We start from the raw sequence: 18,979 nt of genomic DNA on the forward strand, positions 1-18,979 counted from the left end.
GCTTCACATTACAAAATGCTGCCAAAGTCGCAAGCGAAATTAATCGATGATTGCCCGGCAATCAGAAAAAGTGCTAATCATCGCAATGACCACAATAAGTATCAGGGATAATTTAAGATGAGTGAAATCATTTCCGCAGCGGTTTTATTGATCCTGATTATGGATCCGCTCGGTAATCTGCCGATCTTCATGTCGGTGCTGAAGCACACCGAGCCGAAGCGCCGTCGGGCGATCATGATCCGCGAGCTGCTCATCGCCCTGCTGGTGATGTTTATCTTCCTGTTCGCCGGTGAAAAAATTCTCGCTTTCCTGAACTTACGCGCCGAAACGGTCTCCATTTCCGGCGGGATCATTTTGTTCCTGATTGCCATTAAGATAATTTTCCCGAGCGCGGAGGGCAGCAGCAGCGGCCTGCCTGCGGGTGAAGAGCCGTTTATCGTGCCGCTGGCGATTCCGCTGGTCGCCGGGCCAACGATTCTGGCCACGCTGATGCTGCTGTCGCATCAGTATCCGAATCAGATGAGCCATCTGGTGATTGCCCTGCTGATCGCCTGGGGCGGGACGTTTATTATCCTGTTGCAGTCGTCGCTGTTCCTGCGCCTGCTGGGTGAGAAAGGGGTGAACGCGCTGGAGCGCCTGATGGGGCTGATTCTGGTGATGATGGCAACGCAGATGTTCCTGGACGGGATCCGAGCGTGGATGAAAGGATAGGTAAAAGCAAAACGGCAATCCTTGATTGCCGTTATTAGTGTTTGCTCCCTCTCCCCGTGGGAGAGGGAGAAAACCGGGATTAGCTCAGCAGCGTAAACGCAATCATCCCGACAACCGCACCCGTCGTGCCGAGGATGGTTTCCATCAGCGTCCAGGTTTTCAGGGTTTGCGCTTCGGTTGCGCCGGTAAATTTACCGAACAGCCAGAAGCCTGCATCGTTCACGTGAGACACCACAATCGAACCACCCGCGATACAGATAGAGAGCGCCGCCATCTGCGCGCCGGAGTAGTTCAGCTGTTCAATCACCGGCATTACCAGACCCACGGCGGTTAAGCACGCCACGGTCGCGGAGCCCTGAATGATACGCACCGCCGCGGCCAGCACAAAGCAGGTGACCGCAATCGGCAGGCCCATTCCGGTCAGCGCTTCGCCCAGCGCCGGGCCAACGCCGGAATCCACCAGCACCTGCTTGAACACGCCGCCCGCCCCGATCACCAGCAGGATAATCCCCGCCGGTTGCAGCGCGGCACCACAGATCTCCATCACGCGGTCTTTCGGCATGCCCTGACGCATTGCCAGGCCGTAAATCGCGACCAGACACGCCACCAGAATCGCAGTGAACGGATGACCAATAAATTCGAACCATTCGTAAGCGGTTGACCCCACCGGCACAAAGCGTGCAGCGATGGTTTTCAGGCCCACCAGCACCAGCGGCAGCAGGATCAGCGACAGACTGAAGCCGAAGGACGGCATTTTACCCTCGCCCAGGTGCGGCTCGGTGATGTCGTCCGGAATGTGCAGCTCAACGTAACGGCTGATAAAGTTTCCCCACAGCGGACCGGCGATAATCATCCCCGGGATCGCCGCACACAGGCCAATCAGGATCATCCAGCCAAAGTCAGCATGCATCTGGGAGGCCAGCAGCATCGGCGCAGGCCCCGGCAGCAGGAACGCCGCCGCCGCCGCCACGCCCGCAAACAGCGGAATGACCAGCTTCACGAGGTTAGTACCGGTATGGCGCGCCATGGAGAATGCGACGCTTATCAGCAGCACAACGGCCACTTCAAAGAACAGCGGCAGTGCACAAATCAGCCCTGCCAGACCAATCGCGTAGTGCGCACGGCTGTGCCCGAAGGATTTCAGCATCTTGACCGCAATCTGATCGACCGCGCCCGTCTCGTGCAAAATCTTGCCAAACATCGCGCCCAGTGCCACCACAATGGCCAGGAAGCCGAGCGTGCCGCCCATCCCTTTTTCCATCGTCGCCGCGATTTTGTCGAGCGGCATGCCGGAAAAGAGACCAGCACCAATAGAAACCACCATCAAAGCAACGAAGGCGTGCATACGTGCCTTCATCACTAAAAACAGCAGCAGCAATACGGAACCCACTGCTGTCAAAACTAGCGTTAATGTACTCAAAACTTACTGCCTTTTATTAATAACCTCGATGGTGCTGGCAACAACACCTTCCAGCGGCTGATCGATATCAACCACTAAGACATCCTGCTCGTCAGCACCCGGCTCCTGCAACGCTTCGAACTGCGTTACCAGCATCTGGGTTTTGAAGAAGTGGCCTTTACGCGCCTTCAGGCGGCTTTCAATCACCCCGAAATCGCCTTTCAGGTAGATGAAAGAGAGGTTCGGGTTGCCGTCGCGCAGCAGGTCGCGATAGGTTTTTTTCAGCGCGGAACAGACGATCAGGGAGACTTTATTGGTGCGCTGCATCGCGAACGCGGCGTCATTCAGCGCCTGCAACCACGGTTTGCGGTCGTCGTCGTTCAGCGGCTCGCCGGAAGCCATTTTCATGATGTTGCTACGCGGATGGAGGAAGTCACCATCAAGAAACGCAGCCTGGAGTTGATGCGCCACTTCGCTCGCCACGGCAGATTTACCGCTACCGGACACGCCCATCAGGACGTAAACGTGGTGATCGTGATTAGTCGTGCTCAAAGGGTGTCCCTCAGTCAATTGTTACGGGTAACAGTTATCGGTAACATTGTCCTGCCGGGGCATAAGAGAAGCAATATCCAAACGTGCGCGAAGTGAATAAGTGTGAGCTACTTCAAATTTGTCGGATTAAATAGATCCACCCGGTGACAAGGTGAAACCTAAATCTAACATTTTAGGGGTAACTGCCTCACCACGAATGCGCGCCAGCAGGCGTTCTGCACCAATGCGGCCCATGCGTTCACGCGGGGTCAGGACGCTCGCCAGACGCGGCTCCATCACCTGGCCAATGTCGTGGCCGTGGAAACCGGCAATCGCCATATCATCCGGGATTTTTAAACCCAGACGCTGGCACTCAAACGCCGCGCCGACCGCAAGGTCATCGTTGGTACAGAAAATACCGTCCAGTTGCGGATACTCGCGTCGCGCCTGACGCATCAGCTCAATACCCGACGTGTAAGAAGAAGATTGCTCCACCATCACGCTGTACGGGGTTAAACCGGCGTCGAGCATCGCCTGCTCGTATCCCTTCTGTTTGATGATAGTACGTTCATCCAGACGCGCACCCAGATAGGCCACATGGCGATGACCGCGGGCGATGATCGCCGCCGTCATCTGACGCGCCGCTTCAAAGTTATCGAACCCCACGGCGATGTCGAGGCACGGCGACTGGCTGTCCATCAGCTCCACCACCGGAATGCCTGCCACTTCAATCATTTTCAGCGTGCGCGGGGTGTGAGTACGTTCCGTTAAAATCAGGCCGTCGATGTTCCAGGAAAGCATCGATTCAAGACGTTCCTCTTCCAGTTCCGGCTTGTACCCGTAGTGGGCGAGCATGGTCTGATAGCCAAACGCATCGGTGACGCTTTCGATGCCACGCAGCACTTCGGCGAATACCTGGTTGGTTAAGGAAGGAAGCAGGACACCCACCGCACGGCTGGTCGCATTGGAGAGAATATCGGGCGCGCGGTTGGGGATATAACCCAGTTCATCAAGGGCGGCGGCAATCTTGCCACGCAACGCCACGGAAACCTGTTCCGGGTTACGTAAAAAACGGCTGACCGTCATTTTGGTCACACCGACGCGATCGGCGACATCCTGAAGTACGGGGCGTTTCTTTTTCATCGTCCTGAGAAATCTTGAAGTGAGAGATTTGCTCAGTTTATCACGGACAAAGCTCAACCTTCCCCGTTTAAAGGGAAGGTTGAGAAATTATTTAGACCGGCGGCAGGTCAAACAGCAGAATTTCACTTTCGCTGTCGGCATGCACGGAGAGCGCCTGCTCATCCCAGACGGCCAGACCATCGGCGGTTGTCGCTTTGGTGCCATTGATGGACACCTCCCCTTTCACCACCTGGATCCACACGCGGCGGTTGGCGGCGATCTGGTGCACAGACTGTTCATCTTTCGCCAGCGCCCAGCGGTACAGCTCCATATCCTGATGCACTTTCAGGGAACCTTCACGCGCATCCGGCGAGAGCACCAGCTGTTTGCCCTGTTTCGCGTCGAAGCGGCGCTGCTCGTAGCGTGGCGTGATGCCGGTCTCTTCTGGAATGATCCAGATTTGATACAGGTGCAGTTTTTCCGTTTTGCTCGGGTTGTACTCAGAGTGACGCACCCCGGTCCCCGCGCTCATAATCTGGAACTCGCCCGCCGGAACCTGCTCTTTGTTGCCCATGCTGTCCTGGTGCTCAACCGCCCCTTCCAGCACATAGGTCAGGATTTCCATGTCTTTGTGCGGGTGGGTACCGAAGCCCTGGCCTGCATCAATCACGTCATCGTTAATCACGCGCAGTGCGGAGAAGCCCATGAAGTTCGGGTCGTAGTAGTCGGCAAACGAGAATGAATGCCATGAGTCCAGCCAGCCATGATTCGCGTGACCACGTTCGTTTGCTTTGCGTAAGTAGATCATTGTTTTCACCCTCAGTTCGTTTCGATGGAGTAAGTGTGGACGCAAACGCCCTGGGATCATAGAGGGTGAAAATTGACTCCTCTGTTCAAAAATTGTGAACAAGCGCAGAGGAGCCGTTTTTGCTTATTTCGCGAGGGTTACCGTGGCAGGAGAAGCCTGTTCGAAGGCCCGTTCGAGGATTTCCAGGTTGGTCAGAACGTCAGATTCCTTGACGTAATTCGCCGTGCCGTTTGTGAGGGTCTCAAACAGCGCATCATAGACGCGTCCATAGTCGCCCGTTTCCGGCTTCAGCTCTTCCCTGACCGTCACGCCCTCGTCGTTCACGTACTCCATCACGCCCACGGAATCATCTGCCGCAAAGCCCGGTTCACCCGGCATGATATTGGCCTTCAGGCTGGTCTCCTGCTGGTCAATGCCGTACTTGATAAAGGAGCCTTTCTTGCCGTGAACGATAAATTTCGGGTAGTCGATTTTCACCAGGTGGCTGGTTTTCACGATGGCTTTGAGATCGCCGTAGAACAGCTGTGCTTCAAAGGTATCGTCCGGGTTGGCCTTATTGCGCAGGCTGCGGATGTCATACGCCACGTGGTCCGGGCGGCCAAACAGAGAAATAATCTGGTCCATGGTGTGCACGCCCAGACCATAGAACGACCCGTCCTGCGGCAGTCCGGGCTGGGTTTCCGCCACCGGGCGGTAGTAATCGAAGTGGCTTTCGATTTCCACGATCTCGCCGAGTTTGCCGCTCTCAATCGCCTTTTTCGCCGTCAGGAAGCAGCTGTCAAAGCGTCGGTTCTGGTACGGCGTGACGGTCAGGCCTTTGCTTTTCGCCAGCGCAAAGAGTTCCTTCGCTTCGGCGATGGTCGGGGTGAACGGCTTTTCTACCAGCACGTTTTTGCCCGCTTCCAGCGCGCGTTTCGCGTAGTCAAAGTGGCTGTCGGCGTGGGTACAGACCACCACCAGCTTCACCTGCGGATCATTTAACACTTCATCAAGATCGCTGGTGAAATGAATATGGGAATACTGCGGAGACTGTTCTTCCGGCTTCGCGCTGCGGCGGTAGATATGAGCGACGTGCCAGGTCTCTTTACGGTTGAGAACATACGGAAGGTGGTAACGCGTGGTGCTTTTGCCAAATCCAATAAATGCGCAGTGTAGTGTCATGGCTCAGTCCTTTTTCGAAGGTTGCTGAGTCTAACCATAACAAAAAAAAAGCCAGCTAAAAGCTGGCTAAAGTAATACTGGAAGCAATGTGAGCAATGTCGTGCTTTCAGGTTCCCGTAGGAGGTCTTCCTGAACGCAGAGCAATAATAATCATTCTCATTCGCACTTGTCCAACACTTTTTGCAAAAAATAGCGATTGACTCAACTTTTAAAGTCACTGATGTTGGAGGGGACTTTTAACTGACTGAGGAACAAGGAATGAGTGAGATAGTGATACGCCACGCTGAACCGAAAGATTACGACGCCATTCGTCAGATCCACGCCCAGCCGGAGGTGTACCACAACACGCTACAGGTTCCTCATCCTTCAATGGAAATGTGGCAAATGCGGCTAGGCGAACAGCCGGGCATTAAACAGCTGGTTGCCTGCATTGATGATATCGTGGTCGGCCACCTCACCATTGATGTCGCCCAGCGACCACGCCGCAGCCACGTTGCCGATTTCGGTATATGCGTTGGCGCAGAGTGGCATAACCGCGGCGTGGCCAGCGCGCTGATTCGCACCATGATCGATATGTGCGACAACTGGCTGCGCGTCGACCGCATCGAGTTAACGGTGTTTGTGGATAACGAACCGGCAATCGCGGTGTACAAAAAGCACGGGTTTGAGATTGAAGGCACCGGCAGGCGCTATGCCCTGCGCAACGGCGAGTATGTGGATGCGTATTATATGGCGAGGATGAAGTAATAAGTTGCCGGGTGGCGGCTTCGCCTTACCCGGCCTACGTCCGTGCCGTTGTAGGCCCGGTAAGCGCAGCGCCACCGGGCAACAAAATCAATACCCCGCCGTTAAATCATCCACCGAACGCGGGTCCGACGCGCCAAACAGCGCGCCATCCGGTCCGACCATAATGCTCTGGGTGCTGCCCATCGCCTCCTTCACCGCCACCTTCTGCCCGCGCTGCTCAAGCAGCTTGAGGGTGTCCGGGCTAAAGCCCTTCTCCACGCGCAACTCGTCCGGCAGCCACTGGTGATGGAAACGCGGCGCATTGGTCGCTTCGGCGACGTTCATCCCAAAGTCGATGCTGTTCACCACCATTTGCAGTACGGTGGTGATAATCCTGCTCCCGCCAGGGCTGCCTGTCACCAGCCAGGTTTTGCCGTCTTTCACCACAATGGTGGGCGACATGGATGATAGCGGGCGCTTCTTCGGCCCTACCGCATTCGCATCGCCGCCGACCAGGCCGTAGACGTTCGGCACGCCCGGTTTGGCAGAGAAATCATCCATCTCGTTGTTCAGCAAAATACCGCTTTTGCCCGCCACAATCCCGGTGCCAAAGGTGGTGTTAAGCGTGTAGGTCACCGCCACCGCGTTTCCGTCTTTGTCCACGACCGAGAAGTGGGTGGTCTGGTTACTTTCATACGGCGCCAGCTTGCCCGGGCGGATCTCGCTCGACGGTTTAGCCTTGTTGATGTCGATCTCATCGGCAATCGATTTGGCATAGGCTTTGTTGGTCAGCGCCTGCCACGGCACCTTCACGAAGTCCGGATCGCCAAGGTATTCCGAGCGGTCAGCGTAGGCGCGCTTTTCCGCCTCGGCCATCACCTGCATGGCATCGGCGCTACCGAAGCCATACTTGTGCATATCGAAGTTTTCCAGAATATTGAGGATCTGCACGATGTGAATGCCCCCGGAAGACGGCGGCGGCATGGAGAAGACCTCGTAGCCGCGATAGGTGCCACTAATCGGCTCGCGCTCCACCGCCTTATATTCCGCCAGATCCGCTTTGGTGATCAGCCCGCCGTTCTTCTGCATCTCATCCGCAATCTGATCGGCAATCGGCCCCTTATAGAAGGCATCCGGACCGTTTTCGGCAATCAGTTCGAGACTTTTTGCGAGGTTCTTCTGCACCAGCTTATCGCCCTTCTTCAGCGGCTCGCCGTCTTTCCAGAAGATAGCCTTGCTGTTCTCATGATTGGGAATAACTTCGCTGCCGTAGGTTTTGAGGTCGTCCGCCAGCGCGTCGTTGACGACGAAGCCGTCGCGCGCCAGCCTGATGGCAGGCTGCACCACTTTATTCAGCGGCAGCGTGCCGTATTTTTCCAGCGCCAGCGAGAAGCCCGCAACGGTGCCCGGCGTGCCGGAGGCAAGGTGCGAGGTCAGGGATTTTTTACTGTCCGGATTACCCTGATCGTCGAGGAACATATCGCGGGAGGCCTGGTTCGGCGCCATCTCACGGAAGTCGATGGCCGTGGTTTTACCGTCTTTCGTGCGCAGCATCATAAACCCGCCGCCGCCCAGGTTCCCCGCCTGTGGATGCGTCACCGCCAGCGCATATCCCACCGCGACCGCCGCATCCACCGCGTTACCGCCCTGTTTAAGAATATCGACGCCCACCTGCGTTGCCAGCGCGTCAACCGAGGCCACCATGCCATGCGTCGCCCGCACGGGGTGAAAAACATCCTCCTCCACGCCGTAAGAGACCGGTGGAGCGGCGGGCGGGTTGGCCGCCACGGTAAATGTGCCGCCTGCCATCAGCGCAGCGATGGCGACCCAGCGCAAAAAGGTTGGTTTCATCATTATTGTTCTCCAGGTGAAGGGGCCCATATTCCCCGCTTAAGCCTGGTTCACAACTCTTAAAAAATCATCGTTATGCAGGAATGAGGGTAAACTTAAGAGAAGCCTCAAAGGAGGAGATAACCATGAAACGATTACTGATCCTGACCGCGCTGCTTCCGTTCGCCGCGCTCGCACAGCCAATCAACACCCTGAACAACCCGAACCAGCCGGGCTACGTCATTCCGAGCCAGCAGCGTATGCAGACGGAGATGATGAGCCAGCAACAGCAGCAGAAAGGGATGCTCAATCAGCAGTTAAAGACGCAGACCCAGGTGCAGCAGCAGCACCTGCAAAACCAGATGAATACCAACACCCAGCGCGTACAGCAGGGCCAGATGCTTGAACAGCCGCTGCCCAATGCAAACGGTGGGATGTTAGGAGGCGGAGTATCGCAAAGCAGCGGTCAGCAGCACATGCTGCCGACCCAGCAGAACGGCAGTATGCTTAATAAATAAAGTTCGGCCCGATCTGGTCAATCGCATCGGTACAGATGCTGTCCACGCCCCAGCGCAGCAGCTCGGCTGCACGCTGGGGTTTGTTGACGGTATACACCAGGATATGCAGACCGGCCTCTTTCAATAGCGTCACGCGCGCTTCATCCAGCAGCTTATGGTTGAGGTGGATCGACACGCAGCCTAAGCGGGTCGTCAGCGCGCGCCAGTCTTCTCGCCACGCATCCAGCAGCAGCCCGCGCGGCAACTCCGGAACGGCGGCCTGTGCGGCTTCCAGCGCGTCGATATCAAACGACGACAGCAGCGGCGCGGTCATCCCTTCCCACAGCTCACGCGCGGCAAGGGCAATCACTTTACCCGTCAGCGGCCCGGTGCCGGTGGTCGGTTTGATTTCAATATTGGCCATCATGCCGTGTTGACGACAGCGGTCCGCCACTTCCGCCAGCAGCGGCAGCGGTTCGCCTTTGAATTCGCCGCTGAACCAGCTTCCGGCGTCCACCTTCAGCAGGTCACGCCACGGCAGTTCACCCGCCACGCCCCAGCCGTTGCTGGTGCGTTCGAGGTTGTCGTCGTGCAGCAGGAAAATTTCGCCGTCCTTCGACAGCTTGGCGTCGAACTCGATCATCGTGTGGCCGTAGCGTGCGCCAACGTCAATTGCCGCCAGGGTGTTTTCCGGCGCCAGTTTACCGCCACCACGGTGGGCGACGATGTGGGGGTAAGGCCAGTTGCTCATACTCGTTGTCCTGTTTCACCGTCAAATAAGTGCAGGTGATTTTCCGGCATATGCAGCCACAGCGTGCTGCCTGCTTTCGGGCGCTCCTGATGCGGCAGACGCACTACCAGCTTTTGCTCGCCCCAGCGTCCGTGCGCCAGGTTGTCTGCGCCCAGCATCTCCAGCGTGTCCATCACCAGCGGCACGCCGCCGTCCGCCTGAGACGTCAAACCAATATGTTCGGGGCGGATACCAAGCGTCATCTTACGCCCGGCGTAGCCACGATAGTACCAGTTGATCGGCAACGCCATCCCGCTTTCCAGCTCGAAGTGGGTTCCCGCCGCATTGATCCGCCCGTCCAGCAGGTTCATCGCCGGGCTGCCGATAAAGCTCGCCACAAAACGGCTGGCCGGTTTTTCGTATACCTCCACTGGGGTGCCAATCTGCTCGGCGATGCCTTTGTTCATCACCATCACGCGCTGGGCGAGGGTCATGGCTTCAACCTGATCGTGGGTCACATAGAGGGACGTGGTTCCCAGCCGCCGATGCAGCTGCTGTAGCTCAAGACGCATCTGCACGCGCAGTTTGGCGTCGAGGTTTGACAGCGGTTCGTCGAACAGAAATACCGCCGGATCGCGCACGATGGCGCGCCCCATCGCCACGCGCTGGCGCTGGCCGCCGGAGAGCTCGCGCGGGCGACGCTTGAGCAGGCCGTCCAGCTCCAGAATGCGCGCGGCCTCTTTCACGCGCTCCTCGATATGGCCTTTGCCCATACCGCGAATTTTCAGCCCCCAGGCCATGTTCTCTTCCACGCTCATGTGCGGATAGAGGGCGTAGTTCTGGAATACCATCGCGATGCCGCGATCTTTGGGTTCCATCTCGGTAACGCGCTGGCGGTCAATCCAGATATCCCCGGACGTCACACGCTCCAGCCCGGCCACCATACGCAGCAGGGTGGATTTTCCGCAGCCGGACGGGCCGACCATCACGATAAATTCCCCGTCCGCCACGTCGAGCGTCAGCGGCTGAATGACCTGGGTTTTGCCGTCCCAGCTTTTGGTTACTGCCTGTAATTTTAAACCTGCCATCTTATTTCTCGCTATCGACCAGGCCGCGGACAAACGCTCGCTGCATGGCTAAAACAATGACTACGGGTGGGATAAGGGTGAGCAGCATCGCCGCCATCACCTGGTTCCAGAGGGTGGTGCCTTCGCCGGTGGCGATCATGCCTTTGATGCCTGCCACGGCGGTGCCGAGGTTGACGTCCTGAACGATCAGCAGCGGCCACAGATACTGGTTCCAGCCGTAGATAAAGGTGATCACAAACAGCGCCGCGAGATTGGTTTTCGACAGCGGCAGCACGATGTCGCGGAAGAAGCGCATCGGCGAGGCCCCGTCAATGCGCGCGGCTTCAATCAGCTCATCCGGCAGGGTCATAAAGAACTGGCGAAACAGGAAGGTGGCGGTCGCCGAGGCCATCAGCGGCAGGGTCAAGCCCGCGTAGCTGTCGAGCATCTTCAGGTTGGCGATCACCTCCACCGTCGGGAAGATACGCACCTCCACCGGCAGCATGAGGGTGATGAAAATCATCCAGAAAAACAGGTTACGCAACGGAAAGCGGAACCAGACGATGGCGAAGGCCGAAAGCATCGACACGGTGATTTTGCCGACGGTGATACCGAACGCCATGATGAAACTGTTGAGCATCATCAGCCAGAACGGCGCGCTGTTAGCGCCCACGCCCTGCGTCCAGATAGTCTTCATGTTCTCGAACAGATGCGTGCCTGGGATCAGCGTCATTGGCGTGTCGAACACCGCTTTGGTGTCCAAAGTGGCGGCGACAAAGGCCACGTACAGTGGGAACAGGATGACGAGGATGCCCAGGATTAGCAGGGTATGGCTGAAAATCGTCAGCCCGCGACGGTTCTCAATCATTGGTAGCGCACCTTACTTTCGACATAGCGGAACTGCACCACCGTGAGGATGATGACGAGGAACATCAGCACCACCGACTGCGCGGCAGAAGCGGAGAGATCCAACCCCGCAAAGCCTTCGCGGTAGATCTTGTAAATCAGCGTGGTGGTTGCCTGCACCGGGCCGCCCGCGGTGGCGGCGTCGATCACCGGGAAGGTGTCGAAGAAGGCGTACACCAGGTTCACCACCAGCAGGAAAAAACTCACCGGGGCGATCAGCGGCAGCGACAGCCTGAAGAAGCGGCGCACCGGCCCTGCGCCGTCAATCGCGGCAGCCTCCACCAGCGAACGCGGGATAGACTGTAGCGCGGCAAAGAAAAACAGGAAGTTATAGCTGATCTGCTTCCACACCGAGGCGAACACCACCAGGAACATCGCCTGACCGCTGTTCTGGGCGTGGTTCCAGTCGTAGCCAAATTCGCCCAGGAAGTGGGTAATCAGCCCGCGCCCTGGGTTAAACAGGAAGATCCACAGCACGGCGGCCACGGCGGGAGCCACGGCGTAGGGCAGCAGCATCAGGGTCTGGTACAGACGACTGCCGCGCACCACGTAGTCCACCAGCGCAGCGAAGAACAGCGAGGCGACAAGGCCGCTGACGGTGACCAGCGCGCTGAATTTGATCGTCGTCCAGAAGGAATCCAGGTAGTAGCTGTCGTGGAACAGCGCGGTAAAGTTGCCCAGCCCGACAAACTGGCTGGAAAGCCCGAACGGATCGACGCTTTGTACCGAGTACCACAGCGCTTCGCCCGCAGGCCAGATAAAGAAGATGACGGTGATGACCAGCTGCGGCGCGACCAGCAGATACGGCAGCCAGCGGGAACGGAACACCGGACGGGATGATGACATAGGTTAGCTCAGGTTGGTTTCCCCTCACCCCGTCCCTCTCCCAAAGGGAGAGGGTTAGTGAGGGCAAAAAGATTAAGACTTCGTCGACTGCTCAAAGCGGCGCAGCAGCTGATTCCCGCGCTCTACCGCGGAATCCAGCGCCTGCTGTGGCGTTTTCTTCCCGGTCCAGACGCTTTCCAGCTCTTCATCGACGATGGTGCGGATCTGCGGCATGTTGCCCAGACGCAGGCCTTTGGTGAACGGCAACGGCGGCTTGTTCAGCATCTGACGCGTCGCGATATCCGCGCCCGGGTTCTTGCTGTAGAAGCCCTGCTCGCGGGTCAGGTCGTACGCGGCTTTGGTGATCGGCAGGTAGCCGGTCTTCTGGTGCCACTCGGCGGCGTTTTCCGGCTTCGCCAGGAAGTCGAGGAACTCGGCCACGCCTTTGTAGGTGCCGTTGTCTTTACCCTGCATCACCCACAGGCTCGCCCCGCCGATGATGGCATTCTGCGGCGCGCCTTTGACGTCAGCGTCGTACGGCATCATGCCCACGCCGTAATTGAATTTGGCGTAGTGACGGATGTCTGCCAGCGAGCCAGATGAGGCGGTGGTAATGGCGCAATCGCCGTTGTAGAACTTCTCGGTGGATTCGTCTTTACGCCCGAAGTAGCTGAAGTCGCCCTTCTTATTGAGTGCTTCCAGCAGCGCGATGTGCTTCACCTGCTCCGGCTTGTTGAACTCCAGCGCCGCGTCGGTACCGTCGAAGCCGTTGTTTTTGGTGGCAACCGGCAGGCCGTGCCAGGCGCTGAAGTTTTCAATCTGGATCCAGCCCTGCCAGCCGCTGGCGTAGCCGCACTTCATCCCCGCCGCTTTCAGCTTCGCGGTGTATTCGGCCAGGTCCTGCCAGGTTTTTGGCGGCTGCTCCGGATCTAAACCGGCTTTCCTGAAGGCGTCTTTGTTGTAGTACAGCACTGGCGTAGAGCTGTTAAACGGCTGGGACAGCAGATGCCCGCTTTTGGAATCCGTGTAGTATCCCGCCACGGTTGGCACGAACTGGGACTCGTCAAAGTTAATGCCCGCCTCTTTGAACACCTCGTACACCGGCTTGATGGCTTTGGAGGCCATCATGGTCGCGGTGCCCACTTCATAAACCTGTAACAGCGCAGGCGCGTTACCGGTACGGAAGGCGGCGATGCCCGCGCTCAGGCTCTGCTCGTAGTTGCCTTTGTACACCGGCACAATTTTGTAATCCGGGTGGGTGTCGTTGAAACGTTGCGCCAGGGAGTCAACCTCTTTACCCAACTCTCCTTCCATGGAATGCCAGAACGGAATGGTCGTCACAGCCATTGCGTTCGTCGCAAAAGCCAGACCCAGTGCCAGACCCAAAGCTGTGTGTCGTAACGATGTCATTGTCATCTCTCTTATTGTGCCGGATGCGCGATATCACGCGTTTTATGCTCGCGAGGTAACATGACATGCTCGAATGACAGAAAAATAACTGTTTGTTTACAGACAGGTGACAGCCAGGCGTCAGAGGGATGATGGTTGTGTGAAGGGGTTTAGATGTTGGGTGCGGTCTGGTGCCCTCACCCCGGCCCTCTCCCACAGGGAGAGGGAGAAAACACTAATAAAGGCAACTTGCGTTGCCTTTTTGCTTTTACCTATCCGCCCAGGTACGCGCTCCGCACCGCTTCGTTCGCCAGCAGCGCATCGCCGGTATCGGAGAGCACCACGCGCCCGTTCTCCAGCACATAGCCGCGGTCAGCGAGCTTCAGCGCCTGGTTGGCGTTCTGTTCGACGAGGAAGATGGTCATCCCCTCTTTGCGCAGCTGCTCAATGGTGTCGAAAATCTGCTGGATGATGATTGGCGCAAGACCGAGCGACGGTTCATCCAGCAACAGCAGACGCGGCTGGCTCATCAGCGCGCGGCCAATCGCCAGCATCTGTTGCTCGCCGCCGGACATGGTGCCCGCGCGCTGAATACGACGCTCCCACAGGCGCGGGAAGAGTTCGTACACCCACTTGATGCGGGTCTGGTATTCATCCCGGTGGGCGAAGAAACCGCCCATCGCCAGATTCTCTTCCACCGTCATGCGGGAGAATACGCGACGCCCTTCCGGGACAATCGCCACCGCTTCACGCATGATTCTGGCGGTCTGCCAGTCGGTGATGTCTTTACCATCAAACACAATCCGCCCGCTGGTGGCGCGCGGGTCGCCGCACAGGGTGCCGAGCAGCGTGGTTTTGCCCGCGCCGTTAGCCCCAATCAGGGTGACGATTTCGCCCTGATTGATATGCAGGCTGACATCGTGCAGCGCCTGAATTTTGCCGTAGTGCGCGTTGACCTTGTCGAACGTTAACATCGCTTTTTCCATCTTATGCCTCACCAAGGTATGCGCGGATCACGTCCGGGTTGTTGCGGATCTCTTCCGGCGTGCCGTTTGCCAGCGGCGTGCCCTGGTTTACCACGTAGATACGGTCCGAAATGCCCATCACCAGCTTCATGTCATGCTCAATCAGCAGGATGGTGGTGTCGTGATGGTCGCGCAGCTCGGCAATCAGCTCGTCCAGCTCTTTGGTCTCTTTCGGATTGAGACCTGCCGCTGGTTCGTCGAGCATCAGGATCTCCGGCTGCGTCACCATGCAGCGCACAATCTCCAGGCGACGCTGATCCCCGTAAGCGAGGTTGCTCGCCTGACGGTTGGCGTGCTGGAGCAGGCCGATACGGTCGAGCCAGGTCGCGGCGCGATCGAGCGCCTCTTCCTGCGTGCGGCGGAAGGCCGGGGTTTTCAGCAGGCCGGAGAAGAGGCCGGTTTTCAGCTGCTGATGTTGCGCCACCAGCAGGTTCTCAATCACCGTCATCTCGCGGAACAGACGCACGTGCTGGAAGGTACGCACCACGCCCATGCGGGCAATCTGCTGGCCCGGCAGCCCTTCAAGATGCTGATCGCGCAGCATGATGGTGCCGCCCGTCGGCTTGTAGAAGCCGGTCAGGCAGTTGAAGACCGTGGTTTTTCCCGCGCCGTTCGGGCCAATCAGGGAGACAATCTCTTTCTTGTGCAGATCCAGATTCACATTGTTGACCGCCAGCAGGCCGCCAAAACGCATCATCAGGCCGTTAACGGATAATAAAGGCTTCATGCCTGCTCTCCTTTCGCCTGTGTGCGTTTCAGCTTCAGCTGTGGACGGGTCATCGGCAGGAGACCCTGCGGACGCCAGATCATCATCAGCACCATCAAACCACCCAGCATTAACATGCTGTATTCGTTAAAGTCGCGCATCAGCTCGCGGGAGACCACCAGCAGGATAGCCGCGAGGATCACGGCGAACTGCGAGCCCATTCCGCCGAGCACCACAATCGCCAGCACGAAGGCCGATTCGGCAAAGGTGAACGATTCCGGGCTGACGAAGCCCTGACGCGCGGCAAACAGCGTTCCGGCGAAACCGGCAAACGCGGCGCTGATGGTAAATGCGGTCAGCTTGATGCGGGTCGGGTTCAGGCCCAGGGAGCGGCAGGCGATCTCATCTTCGCGCAGCGCTTCCCACGCGCGACCCAGCGGCATGCGCAGCAGACGGTTGATCACAAACAGCGTAATCACCACCAGCAGCAGCGCCACCAGATAGAGCCAGATCACGCGGTCGGACGGATCGTATTTGATGCCAAAGAAGTTGCTGAAGGTATCCCAGCCGCCTTCGCGGGCGGTACGGCTGAACTCCAGGCCGAAGAAGGTCGGTTTCGGGATCTGGCTGATGCCGTTCGGACCGCCGGTCACCTCGGTATTGTTGAGCAGCAGGATACGGACGATTTCGCCGAAGCCTAAGGTCACAATCGCCAGGTAGTCACCGCGCAGGCGCAGCACCGGGAAACCGAGCAGGAAGCCCGCCGCGGCAGAGACCAGCCCCGCCAGCGGCAGACAGGTCCAGAAGCCGAGGCCGTAATAGTGGTTCAGCAGCGCGAAGGTGTACGCGCCGATGGCGTAGAACCCGCCGTAGCCCAGCACCAGCAGGCCAGACAGCCCCACCACCACGTTCAGACCCAGCCCCAGAATCACGTAGATCATGGTCAGGGTGGCAATATCCACCGTCCCGCGCGATACCATAAACGGCCACGCCACGGCAGCCACCAGCAGCGCCACAAGGAACAGCTTCTGTTTCACGGTTGTACCGTCGATCGCCGGCAGGACGAATTTCGGCCCGGAGACGTTTTTCAGCGTCTTCTGGAACAGCGGACGCAGCAGCTGGAACAGGAACACCACAGCGGTGCCGATAAACACCCACTGCCAGCGGATGTCGGGGGCGGTATCCACCACCAGCTTCGTGCCGTCCAGCCCTAACTGGACGCCCATAAAGACGCCCGCCAGGACGAAGAACATGGCGGCAGAGAGCAGCGCCATCGCAAAATGCATCGGTTTCATACTTTCTCTACCTCCGGACGGCCCAGAATACCGGTAGGCATCACCAGCAGAACCAGAATTAGCAGGGCAAACGACACCACATCTTTATATTCGGTGCTCAGATACGCAGAGGAGAGCGCTTCGGCCACGCCCAAAATCAGGCCGCCGATCATCGCGCCCGGAATGCTGCCGATGCCGCCCAGTACCGCTGCGGTGAAGGCTTTCATCCCGGCCATAAAACCGATGTACGGGTTGATTACGCCGTAGAACTGACCGAGCAACACGCCAGCCACCGCCGCCATCGCTGCGCCGATCACGAAGGTCAGGGCAATCACGCGGTCGGTGTTAATCCCGAGCAGGCTCGCCATCTTCAGATCTTCCGCGCAGGCGCGGCAGGCGCGTCCCATGCGGGAGTAGCGGATGAACAGGGTCAGGGCCAGCATCGCAATAAAGGTCACAACCCAGATTACCAGCTGCATGGTGGTGACAGAGGCGGAGAAGTTTTCGCTGGCCCCCACAATCCACTGGCCGTTAAACAGGCTTGGCAGCGCCACGTCGCGTGAACCTTCAGTCAGGCTGACGTAGTTTTGCAGGAAAATGGACATCCCGATGGCGGAGATCAGCGCGATCAGGCGCTTGGAGCTGCGCACCGGTCGGTAGGCTACCCGTTCGATACTCCAGCCGTAGGCGCTGGCGATCACAATCGCGCCGACAAACCCGGCGGCCACCAGCAGCCAGCTGCTGTCGATGCCCATCATCATCAGCGCGGCGATGATCATAAAGGAGACGTAGCTACCGATCATGTACACCTCGCCGTGGGCGAAGTTAATCATGCCGATAATGCCGTAAACCATCGTGTAGCCGATGGCGATCAGCGCGTAGGTGCTTCCCAGCGTGACGCCGTTAAACATCTGCTGCAAAAAGTAGAGAAACTGCTCGGACATATGCAAACCTTTTTATACCCGCCCGGTGAGCCGGGCGGTGGGATGATTATCTGGCGACCGAGGACGAACCGTCGGCGTGCCACTTAAAGACACCAAATTCAAATCCCTTCAGATCGCCTTTCTCATCCCAGTTCAGCGGCCCAATCACGGTGTTCGCCCCGTGCGCTTTTAAATCTTTCACCAGATCCAGCGGTTCTTTGCTGCCGGTACGGTCCAGCGCGGTGGCCAGAGACTGCACGGCCGCGTAGGTGATCCAGACGTACGGACCACTTGGATCTTTCTTCTGCGCCTTGAGCGCATCCACGATAACCTTATTCGCCGGATCCTGGTCATAGCGTTTTGGCATCGTCACCAGCATGCCTTCGGCAGAATCCCCCGCGATGTTGGACAGGGAGGCATTGCCCACGCCCTCTGGCCCCATGAACTGGGTTTTCAGGCCGGTGGCGCGCGCCTGGCGCAGCATCTGCCCCATTTCCGGGTAGTAGCCGCCGTAGTAAACGAAGTCGATATTCTCTTTTTGCAGGCGGGCGATCAGCGCGGAGAAGTCTTTTTCACCGGCGGTAATGCCGTCGAAGAAGACGATGTTCGCCCCGCCTTTTTTCAGGCCGTCCTGTACGGAACGCGCCAGGCCTTCGCCGTACTGCTGTTTATCATGAATGATGGCGATACGCTGCGGCTTAACGGTTTCGAGGATGTATTTGGCGGCGGTTGGCCCCTGAGAGGAGTCCAGACCGGCGGTACGCATGATGTGCTGGTAGCCGCGCTGGGTCAGTTCCGGGTTGGTGGCGCCCGGGGTGATCATCAGAATGCCTTCGTCTTCGTAGATATCAGACGCAGGCTGCGTGGAAGAGGAACACAGGTGCCCTATGACGTACTGGATACCGTCGTTAACAATTTTGTTGGCGACCGCGACGGCCTGTTTTGGATCGCAGGCGTCGTCATACTCCACGCCCACCAGCTTGTCGCCTTTGATCCCGCCTTTGGCGTTGATATCTTTGATGGCCTGACGCGCGCCGTTGAACTCCATGTCACCCCACTGGGCAACAGGGCCGGACATCGCCCCCACTACCGCAACTTTAATGTCGTCTGCCATAGCGGCATGCGAGATCGACAGTGCGACCATCCCCGCGATTAATGTCTTCGCGTTCCTTTTCATCTCTGAATCCCCATTCGTGATGTCGTGTTTATATTTTGTTTTATTATGGTTAAAAAGCATTCTGTACTTTTAATGAACAACGCTATTTTTACCAGTGCCTTTAATGGTTTAGCGCAGTTTTTTGTCAAAAACCAGACTAATATCTCTATTTTTCAGGCGATTAAGCAAAGAT

At 57.8% G+C, this 18,979-nt stretch carries 19 protein-coding genes; 3 read left to right on the plus strand and 16 right to left on the minus strand.

What is annotated here, in order from left to right:
* The first annotated feature begins 117 nt into the window (after positions 1-117).
* On the plus strand, positions 118-711 hold the full coding sequence (locus ACOTXL_RS15900; RefSeq protein ID WP_045349859.1) for a YhgN family NAAT transporter: 594 nt from the start codon (positions 118-120) through the stop codon (positions 709-711).
* Between the two features lie 79 nt (positions 712-790).
* Here the strand turns inward: ACOTXL_RS15900 and gntU are convergent, their stop codons facing one another.
* The 5 genes from gntU to ACOTXL_RS15925 form a co-directional block, all read right to left on the minus strand.
* The gene (gene gntU / locus ACOTXL_RS15905; protein ID WP_003861572.1) at positions 791-2,131 is read right to left on the minus strand and encodes a gluconate transporter; all 1,341 of its coding nucleotides are present in this window, start codon (positions 2,129-2,131) and stop codon (positions 791-793) included.
* Positions 2,132-2,134: 3 nt separating this feature from the next.
* On the minus strand, positions 2,135-2,662 hold the full coding sequence (gntK, locus tag ACOTXL_RS15910; protein ID WP_003861569.1) for a gluconokinase: 528 nt from the start codon (positions 2,660-2,662) through the stop codon (positions 2,135-2,137).
* Positions 2,663-2,788: 126 nt separating this feature from the next.
* Positions 2,789-3,784, minus strand: a complete 996-nt coding sequence (gene gntR / locus ACOTXL_RS15915) for a gluconate operon transcriptional repressor GntR (RefSeq protein WP_003861567.1) — start codon at positions 3,782-3,784, stop codon at positions 2,789-2,791.
* A 91-nt stretch (positions 3,785-3,875) separates the two neighbouring features.
* Positions 3,876-4,571, minus strand: coding sequence for a pirin family protein (locus ACOTXL_RS15920; protein ID WP_003861565.1), 696 nt, complete (start codon positions 4,569-4,571; stop codon positions 3,876-3,878).
* A 123-nt stretch (positions 4,572-4,694) separates the two neighbouring features.
* Entirely contained in the window at positions 4,695-5,732 is a 1,038-nt protein-coding gene (locus tag ACOTXL_RS15925) for an oxidoreductase (RefSeq protein ID WP_045349861.1), read from the minus strand.
* A gap of 258 nt (positions 5,733-5,990) precedes the next feature.
* On the opposite strand from ACOTXL_RS15925, the gene yhhY reads away from it, so the two are divergent.
* On the plus strand, positions 5,991-6,479 hold the full coding sequence (yhhY, locus tag ACOTXL_RS15930) for an N-acetyltransferase (RefSeq protein ID WP_003861561.1): 489 nt from the start codon (positions 5,991-5,993) through the stop codon (positions 6,477-6,479).
* Positions 6,480-6,566: 87 nt separating this feature from the next.
* Here the strand turns inward: yhhY and ggt are convergent, their stop codons facing one another.
* Positions 6,567-8,312 (minus strand): gamma-glutamyltransferase, encoded by a 1,746-nt coding sequence (ggt, locus tag ACOTXL_RS15935; RefSeq protein ID WP_072223428.1) that lies wholly within the window; start codon positions 8,310-8,312, stop codon positions 6,567-6,569.
* Between the two features lie 122 nt (positions 8,313-8,434).
* On the opposite strand from ggt, the gene ACOTXL_RS15940 reads away from it, so the two are divergent.
* Positions 8,435-8,806, plus strand: coding sequence for a DUF2756 family protein (locus ACOTXL_RS15940; RefSeq protein ID WP_022651960.1), 372 nt, complete (start codon positions 8,435-8,437; stop codon positions 8,804-8,806).
* On the opposite strand, the gene ugpQ is transcribed toward ACOTXL_RS15940, so the two are convergent.
* The 10 genes from ugpQ to livK all read right to left on the minus strand — a co-directional run bounded on the left by ugpQ (position 8,796) and on the right by livK (position 18,807).
* On the minus strand, positions 8,796-9,536 hold the full coding sequence (ugpQ, locus tag ACOTXL_RS15945; protein ID WP_045336146.1) for a glycerophosphodiester phosphodiesterase: 741 nt from the start codon (positions 9,534-9,536) through the stop codon (positions 8,796-8,798). The genes ACOTXL_RS15940 and ugpQ overlap by 11 nt on opposite strands.
* Positions 9,533-10,603 carry a sn-glycerol-3-phosphate import ATP-binding protein UgpC gene (locus ACOTXL_RS15950; protein WP_003861554.1) on the minus strand — a complete coding sequence of 357 codons (1,071 nt, stop codon included), beginning with the start codon at positions 10,601-10,603 and terminating at the stop codon, positions 9,533-9,535. Before ACOTXL_RS15950 ends, ugpQ begins: the two co-directional genes overlap by 4 nt.
* 1 nt (position 10,604) lies before the next feature.
* Positions 10,605-11,450, minus strand: a complete 846-nt coding sequence (gene ugpE / locus ACOTXL_RS15955) for a sn-glycerol-3-phosphate ABC transporter permease UgpE (RefSeq protein WP_023314971.1) — start codon at positions 11,448-11,450, stop codon at positions 10,605-10,607.
* The gene (ugpA, locus tag ACOTXL_RS15960; RefSeq protein WP_045349863.1) at positions 11,447-12,334 is read right to left on the minus strand and encodes a sn-glycerol-3-phosphate ABC transporter permease UgpA; all 888 of its coding nucleotides are present in this window, start codon (positions 12,332-12,334) and stop codon (positions 11,447-11,449) included. Before ugpA ends, ugpE begins: the two co-directional genes overlap by 4 nt.
* A gap of 72 nt (positions 12,335-12,406) precedes the next feature.
* Positions 12,407-13,723, minus strand: coding sequence for a sn-glycerol-3-phosphate ABC transporter substrate-binding protein UgpB (gene ugpB, locus ACOTXL_RS15965; protein WP_045349864.1), 1,317 nt, complete (start codon positions 13,721-13,723; stop codon positions 12,407-12,409).
* Between the two features lie 251 nt (positions 13,724-13,974).
* Positions 13,975-14,688, minus strand: a complete 714-nt coding sequence (gene livF, locus ACOTXL_RS15970; RefSeq protein WP_022651964.1) for a high-affinity branched-chain amino acid ABC transporter ATP-binding protein LivF — start codon at positions 14,686-14,688, stop codon at positions 13,975-13,977.
* 1 nt (position 14,689) lies between these two features.
* Positions 14,690-15,454: a high-affinity branched-chain amino acid ABC transporter ATP-binding protein LivG gene (gene livG, locus ACOTXL_RS15975; protein WP_003861544.1), complete on the minus strand. Its 765-nt coding sequence runs from the start codon at positions 15,452-15,454 to the stop codon at positions 14,690-14,692.
* Positions 15,451-16,728, minus strand: a complete 1,278-nt coding sequence (locus tag ACOTXL_RS15980) for a high-affinity branched-chain amino acid ABC transporter permease LivM (protein WP_003861542.1) — start codon at positions 16,726-16,728, stop codon at positions 15,451-15,453. The genes livG and ACOTXL_RS15980 overlap by 4 nt, the downstream gene beginning before the upstream one ends.
* Positions 16,725-17,651 (minus strand): high-affinity branched-chain amino acid ABC transporter permease LivH, encoded by a 927-nt coding sequence (gene livH / locus ACOTXL_RS15985; protein ID WP_003861540.1) that lies wholly within the window; start codon positions 17,649-17,651, stop codon positions 16,725-16,727. The genes ACOTXL_RS15980 and livH overlap by 4 nt, the downstream gene beginning before the upstream one ends.
* Before the next feature lie 46 nt (positions 17,652-17,697).
* Complete coding sequence (livK, locus tag ACOTXL_RS15990; protein WP_003861537.1) at positions 17,698-18,807, minus strand: high-affinity branched-chain amino acid ABC transporter substrate-binding protein LivK; 1,110 nt, start codon at positions 18,805-18,807, stop codon at positions 17,698-17,700.
* Positions 18,808-18,979 lie beyond the last annotated feature (172 nt).

It is taken from the genome of Enterobacter cloacae complex sp. IR5402 (genome assembly GCF_049238125.1).
In the GTDB taxonomy this organism is placed as follows: Bacteria; Pseudomonadota; Gammaproteobacteria; order Enterobacterales; family Enterobacteriaceae; genus Enterobacter; species Enterobacter hormaechei_C.